6 protein-coding genes and 1 pseudogene are annotated in these 6,025 nt (G+C 69.3%); 5 read left to right on the top strand and 2 right to left on the bottom strand.

Translation table 11 applies throughout. From position 1 onward, the window contains the following. From ACT4N8_RS15515 to ssb, 4 genes and pseudogenes are all read left to right on the top strand, one after another. Positions 1–168 (top strand): annotated as a pseudogene (locus ACT4N8_RS15515) (COQ9 family protein); the annotation flags it as partial. Positions 169–286: 118 nt separating this feature from the next. Then, positions 287–1,480, top strand: coding sequence for a diguanylate cyclase domain-containing protein (locus tag ACT4N8_RS15510; protein ID WP_444859013.1), 1,194 nt, complete (start codon positions 287–289; stop codon positions 1,478–1,480). A 75-nt stretch (positions 1,481–1,555) separates the two neighbouring features. After that, positions 1,556–3,481 (top strand): FTR1 family protein, encoded by a 1,926-nt coding sequence (locus tag ACT4N8_RS15505; protein ID WP_444859012.1) that lies wholly within the window; start codon positions 1,556–1,558, stop codon positions 3,479–3,481. Positions 3,482–3,538: 57 nt separating this feature from the next. Further along, a complete protein-coding gene (gene ssb, locus ACT4N8_RS15500; RefSeq protein ID WP_444859011.1) occupies positions 3,539–4,018 on the top strand; it encodes a single-stranded DNA-binding protein in 480 nt (159 codons plus the stop codon). Positions 4,019–4,115: 97 nt separating this feature from the next. Here ssb and ACT4N8_RS15495 read toward each other — a convergent pair whose 3' ends face one another. Together ACT4N8_RS15495 and ACT4N8_RS15490 are read right to left on the bottom strand one after the other, a co-directional pair. Further along, positions 4,116–4,640, bottom strand: a complete 525-nt coding sequence (locus ACT4N8_RS15495; RefSeq protein WP_444859010.1) for a YceD family protein — start codon at positions 4,638–4,640, stop codon at positions 4,116–4,118. Then, positions 4,637–5,149 (bottom strand): ubiquinol-cytochrome C chaperone family protein, encoded by a 513-nt coding sequence (locus ACT4N8_RS15490; protein WP_444859009.1) that lies wholly within the window; start codon positions 5,147–5,149, stop codon positions 4,637–4,639. The genes ACT4N8_RS15495 and ACT4N8_RS15490 overlap by 4 nt, the downstream gene beginning before the upstream one ends. Positions 5,150–5,271: 122 nt before the next feature. Between ACT4N8_RS15490 and ACT4N8_RS15485 the strand changes: the two genes are divergently transcribed. Continuing rightward, the gene (locus ACT4N8_RS15485; RefSeq protein WP_444859008.1) at positions 5,272–5,754 is read left to right on the top strand and encodes an outer membrane protein assembly factor BamE; all 483 of its coding nucleotides are present in this window, start codon (positions 5,272–5,274) and stop codon (positions 5,752–5,754) included. The last annotated feature ends 271 nt before the right edge of the window (positions 5,755–6,025 follow it).

Here is a 6,025-nt window from a genome sequence, read left to right as displayed (position 1 = left end):
TTTCTCGACGACGACAGCGAGGGGCTCATCGCGACCCGCGCCTTCCTCGATCGGCGGATCGACGACGTCATGCGCTTCGAGAAGTTCAAGGGCCGCTGGCGCGGGACGGGCGCACGGCTGCCCTCGCGCAGACGCTTCCTGGGGCGGCGGCGCTATCCGGCAATCTGAGCCGCCGCGCGTCCAGCGCAAGTCTTCCGTGCCGCTCCTCAGAAAGACTTAACGCCTTGGCGCTATTGCGGCGGCGGGACGCGGCTCGAAAATAGGAAGCCGCGCGGGGAAAGCAGACGTGTCGGAAGCACTCAGCACCGTCAGGTTGCCGCGCTGGTCGTTGACCCGCTGGCTCGTCGATCCGGGCAGGGACGTGCCTGAGCCGATCCGGGCATCCTTGTTCAACGGCCTCTACGGTTCGCTCCCGATCTTCCTCGGCGGCATCCTCAACACCCTGCTGGTCTCGGGCGTTATCGCCGCGCGCAATCCGACGCCGCTCTTCCTGTTCTGGGCCGGCGCGGAACTGCTACTCGCCATGGTCCGCCTGCCCGTCCTGATCGCGGGGCAGCGCGCGATCCGCGAGGGGCGGCGCGGGCCCGACGATCTCTACATCCTGCTCGCCTTGCTCTGGGCGAGCCTGGTCGGCTTCGGCGCCTTCATCTGCCTGACCAGCGGCGATTGGGTGGCGGCGACGCTCGCCTGCCTGTCCGGCGGCGCAATGATCGGCGGCATCTGCTTCCGCAATTTCGCCGCGCCACGTATGGCGGCTTTGATGATCCTGCTCAGCCTCGGCCCCTGCCTGGCCGGCGCGATCCTGTCGGGCGAGCCGCTCTTTCTCGCCACGGCGATCCAGATCCCGATCTACCTGTTTGCGATGACCAGCGCCGCCTTCCGAATGAACCGGGTGATGATCGCCCGCATGCAGGCCGAGATGGCGATGGACCATCGCGCCCGTCACGACGACCTCACGGGTCTGCTCAACCGTTCGGGCCTGGCCGCGGAGCTGGAGCGGGCGGTGGACAATGACGTCGCCTATTATTTCCTCGATCTCGACGGCTTCAAGCGGGTCAACGACACGCTCGGCCACGCCGCCGGCGACCGCCTCCTCGCCGAGATCGCGGCGCGGCTGCGGCGGGCCGCGGGCGAGCGGGACATCCTCGTTCGCGTCGGCGGCGACGAATTCCTGATGATCTCGCCCTGCGAGGACCGCGCGGCGGCCTGCGCCCTGGCCGAGGAGCTGATCGGCGCGCTCGCCGACGCGCCCTATCTGATCGGCGATCAGGGGATCGACATCGGCGTCAGCATCGGCGTCGCCCTGAGCCGCGAGCATGGCCGCGATTTCGCGACCTTGATCGAGGCGGCGGACCAGGCGCTTTACCGGGCCAAGGCCGCCGGCCGCTGCCACTGGTCGATCGCGACCCACACGCCCAGGCTCGCCGTCCACCGCCGCGAACCCGAACCCGCGGAGATCCCCCTCGCCGCCGCCGGCTGAGCCGGCTGAACCGCTATTGATAATCACTCGCAACGTGTCTAGTCCCCGGCCGGTTCGTATTCGCCGCGGGGAATCATGGCCCAGCTTCTGATCCGCCTGTCTCGGCGGCTGCTTCCGATCCTGCTGCTCGCCCTGCTCGCCGGCCCTGCGGCAGCCCAGGACAACGGGGCCCAGGTGACCTGGCGGCTGCTCGACTACATCGCCGTCGACTATGCCGGCGCGGTTCAGGATGGCCGGATCGTCAGCCAGTTCGAATATCACGAGATGCGCGAGTTCACGGCGACGGTGGTCGAGCGGCTCGGTCGGCTGCCCGGGAACCCGGCGCGCGCCGCTTTGATCGCCGATGCCCGGGCGTTGGAGCAGGCCGTGGCCCGACGCGCCCCGCCGGAGGAGGTCGCGCGCATGGCACGCGCGCTCGGCGGCCGGCTGCTCGCCGCCTATCCGGTTCCGCTCGCGCCCCCGGCCGCGCCGGATCTGGCGCTCGGCGCACGAGTCTATGGCGAGCAATGCGCCTCCTGCCACGGCGCGACGGGCCTGGCGGACGGACCGGCCGCCCGCGGCCTCGAGCCGCCGGCTATCGCCTTCGCCGACCGGGACCGGGCGCGCGAGCGCAGCATCTTCGCGCTTTATCAGGTGATCGAGCAAGGCCTCGAAGGCACGGCGATGCAAAGCTACGCGGCGCTCCCGGCGGAGCAGCGCTGGGCGCTTGCCTTCCACGCCGGTCGCTTCGCCTATCCCCCGGCGTTGGTCGAGGCCGGGCGCAATCACTGGCGCGAGGATGCAAGGGTCCGTGCCCGAATCCCCAACCTTGAGGCCCTCGTCTCGATTACGCCCGCCACGCTCGCGCGCGAGTTCGGCGAGGATAAGGCCAATGCCGTCATCGCCTTTCTGCGCGCCGAACCCGGGGCGCTGACTCGAACCGACGCCCCCCAGTCGCTCGGAGTCGCCCGCACGTTGCTGGGCGAGGCTCAGGCGGCCTATCGCCGTGGCGACCGCGACGAGGCCCGCGAGCTCGCGCTCGCCGCCTATCTCGACGGCTTCGAGCCCGTGGAGGCCCTGCTCAGCGCCCGGGCCGGCGGCCTCGTCGCCGAAGTCGAAGGGGAAATGAACGGGTTGCGGGCCGCTATCGCGCGCGGCGCTCCCACAACCGAGATCGACGACCGAATCGCGCGCTTGCTCGCCTTGTTCGATCGTGCCGAGACCGCGCTTGCCCCCGAGGCGGGAGGTGGGGCTTCCGCCTTTCTCGGCGCGTTCGCGATTCTGCTCCGCGAAGGACTCGAGGCGCTGCTGATCGTGGTCGCGATGATCGGCTTCCTGAAAAAGGCGGAACGGCCGGACATGCTGCGCTACGTCCACATCGGCTGGGCCGGCGCGCTCGCGGCCGGGGCCGCCACTTGGTGGGCTGCCAGCCACCTCATCTCGATCAGCGGCGCGGACCGCGAAATGACCGAGGGCCTCGGCTCGCTGCTCGCCGCCCTGGTTCTGCTTTTCGTCGGAATCTGGATGCACGGCAAGGCGCAGGCGGGTGCCTGGCAGGCCTATGTGCGCGAGCGGCTCGGTCACGCGCTCACCCGCAGCTCGGCCTGGTTCCTGTTCGCCCTCGCCTTCATCGCCGTCTATCGCGAGGTGTTCGAGACGATCATTTTCTTCGCCGCCTTGGGTGGACAGGGCGACGAAGCGGCACTCGCCGGTGGAGCCGCCGTTGCCGTCGCGCTTCTGGCGCTGGTCGCCTGGGCGATGCTCAAGCTTTCGGCACGGCTGCCGATCGGCAAGTTCTTCGCCTACAGCGCGGCCCTGATCGCAGTGCTGGCCGTCGTGCTCGCGGGGAAGGGACTGGCGGCGCTTCAGGAAGCGGGGTTCATCGGCGTTTCTCCGATCGAAGGCGGGCCGCGCAGCCCGATCCTCGGCCTTTATCCGACCACGGAGACTTTGCTCGGCCAGGCGGCGATGATTGTGCTGCTCGCGATCGGGTTTCTGTGGGCGCGCCGCCGACCCGCTTGAGCTTGGCCTGACCGCCGGCTTGCCTTATGCCGGGGCAAGACATTTTCGGAGGAACAAATGGCGGGCGTGAACAAGGTCATCCTGGTCGGCAATCTCGGCGACGATCCCGAGGCGCGGTCGTTGAACAATGGCGGCGAGGTGGTGAACATGCGCGTCGCCACTTCCGAGAGCTGGACCGACAAGGCAACCGGCAACCGCCAGGAGCGGACCGAATGGCACCGCGTCGTCATCTTCAACGAGAATCTCGGCCGGGTCGCCAAATCCTATTTGCGCAAGGGCTCGAAAGTCTATCTCGAGGGGCAGATCCAGACCCGCAAATGGCAGGACCAGAGCGGCGCCGACCGCTATTCGACCGAGATCGTGCTGCAGCGTTTCCGCGGCGAGCTCGTCCTGCTGGACCCGAAGGGCGGCGGTGGTAGTGGCGGCAGCTATGGCGGCGACGATTATGGCGACAGCAGCAGCGGCGATGCGCCCCGCCAGCAGTCGCGTCCGCAGCCCGCCTTCGACAGCGACCTGGACGACGACGTTCCGTTCTGATGGGCCCGACAGCCCGTCATCCCGGCGGAGGCCGGGATCTCAGGGAGACACGCCGAGTAATCGTGTCCTGAGGCCCCGGCCTGCGCCGGGGCGACGGCTATTTGCCGAGCTTGCCCCGGAGCGCGGCGAGCGCGCCGAACGGGCCCGCTTCCTCTTCGCTCTGCACGCCCGCTTGCTTGAGCGCCGTCTCGGCGTCGGGGCTGCGGGGATAGGGGTCGAGGGCGAGCGCCAGCGTCTCCGCCGCGGCTTCGCCGAGGTCGATCGCGCCGCCTTCGTAGAAGGTCACGTCCAGCTCGTTTTCGCCGAGCTCGATCTCCTCGTCCGGTCCGGACTCGGGCAGGGGTTGGAACCGGATCGAGAAAGGCTCGTCGATTCTCGCCTCCACCGGCGCGCCCGTGGCGACGCAGGCCTGGGTGACCGCCGCCTCGATCCGGCCCGTGGCGGCCACATCGGTTCCCGTCCGGACCAGCTCCGCCTCGGCCGCGAGCCGGTCGATCGCGACCAGGCCGAAGCGGGCGGCGAGCACGGCGCGCTCGGCTTCGTCGGCCTCGATCGCGACCCGGCGCGGCGCCTCGCCGATCGTATCGAGCGGGACCGGCCGGCTGAATTCGGGGGCCGTCATAGCTTCGGCAGTTCGCCGGCGAAAAGGGCGGCGAGGTTCGCGGCGGTGAGTCCGTCGCGAATCGTTTCCAGCCGCGCCGCGACGGTCGCGACCGCGTCCACCGACGGCGGGGCGTCGTGGAAGATGTTGCGCCGGACCGCCTCGTCCAGCCCGCTCTGTGCGTCGCGAAACGCACCGAGGCGCCCGCCCAGCGCGCTCATCATCTGGCCGACATGCTTGCCGACGACATAGTCGCCGATCCCGATCTGGCGAAGCGAGCTGTCCATGTCGTCGATGAAGGTCTCGGTGAGCCGCACCGAGGCCTCGCGCGCCGCCTCGCCCTCCGTCTCCAGCCGGAGCAGGACCAAAGCGGTCAGCGCCGCGATCATGTCGAAGCGCCCGTCGAGCGAGTCCGGCACGCCGGCGCGGTACCAGGCCGGATCGCGCCCGGCGGCGACGATCGCGTGGTAGAGAGGCGCCAGCGCGGCGCGCTGCTTGCTCTCGCCGAAAATGCGCTGCAGCAGGGACAAGGAGGGCTTCCAAAAATATCGGGCGGCTTGCGCCGGTTAGCCGATGTTCATATTGGGGGACCTAGTCAAGTCCGCCGCCCGTGTGGGAGCCTTCGGCCGGGCGATCAGGAGATTGTGATTCGATGAGCTTCCCACAGGGACCCCGCCTCGTTCTGGCCGCGTTCGGCGCCGCCACCTTGCTCGGCGGCTGCACGCAGATCAGAGGCCACCAGGGCTATCTCGTCGACGAAACCCTCATTTCGGCGATCCAGCCGGGCGTCGACAACAAGGAATCGGTGGTCGGGACGCTCGGCCGCCCGAGCTTCGTCGGCCAGTTCGACGAGCAGGAGCGCGACTGGTATTACGTCTCGCGCAATACCCGCCAATACGCCTTCCGCTCGCCGCGCCCCACCGCGCAGACTGTACTCCACGTCCGCTTCGACGCCGCCGGCAATGTCGAGCGGGTCGAGCGCACCGGCCTCGATCTCGCCGCCAATATCCGCCCGACCAGCGACGAGACGCCGACCCTGGGCCGCAACCGCAGCCTGTTCGAGGAGCTGTTCGGCAATATCGGCGCGGTCGGCCAGGCCGGCCGCCGCGGCCAGACCGCCGACAACCCGCAATAGCCTTTAATTCCTCCCCGAGATTTCTCGGGGAGGGGGACCAGCCGCAGGCTGGTGGAGGGGCCTTGGCTCAGGGAGAATGCCCCTCCACCGCGCTTCGCGCGGTCCCCATCATCAGGTTGGCCATGCCCCGCATGGCCAAGGATCGTCTGGGAGACGATCCGACCCGATGATCCTGCAAAGGCAGGGGAGGATCTGATTAGCGGACGATATTGCCGGCGGCGAGCACGGCGAGGGTGACGAGATCGGAGGCGGTCGCCGTCATCGGCGCGAT

The sequence above is a fragment of the Sphingosinicella sp. genome (genome assembly GCF_052387495.1).
GTDB lineage: Bacteria > Pseudomonadota > Alphaproteobacteria > Sphingomonadales > Sphingomonadaceae > Allosphingosinicella.
The sequence above is the reverse complement of the archived record's forward strand: the minus strand, read 5'-3'. Positions and strand labels throughout refer to the sequence as shown.

What these genes read in the sequence shown, in the direction of transcription:
- ACT4N8_RS15505 (WP_444859012.1), top strand. Translation starts at nt 1,556, where the DNA reads ATGGCCCAGCTTCTGATCCGCCTGTCTCGGCGGCTGCTTCCGATCCTG.
- ssb (WP_444859011.1), top strand. Translation starts at nt 3,539, where the DNA reads ATGGCGGGCGTGAACAAGGTCATCCTGGTCGGCAATCTCGGCGACGAT.
- ACT4N8_RS15495 (WP_444859010.1), bottom strand. Translation starts at nt 4,640, where the DNA reads ATGACGGCCCCCGAATTCAGCCGGCCGGTCCCGCTCGATACGATCGGC.
- ACT4N8_RS15485 (WP_444859008.1), top strand. Translation starts at nt 5,272, where the DNA reads ATGAGCTTCCCACAGGGACCCCGCCTCGTTCTGGCCGCGTTCGGCGCC.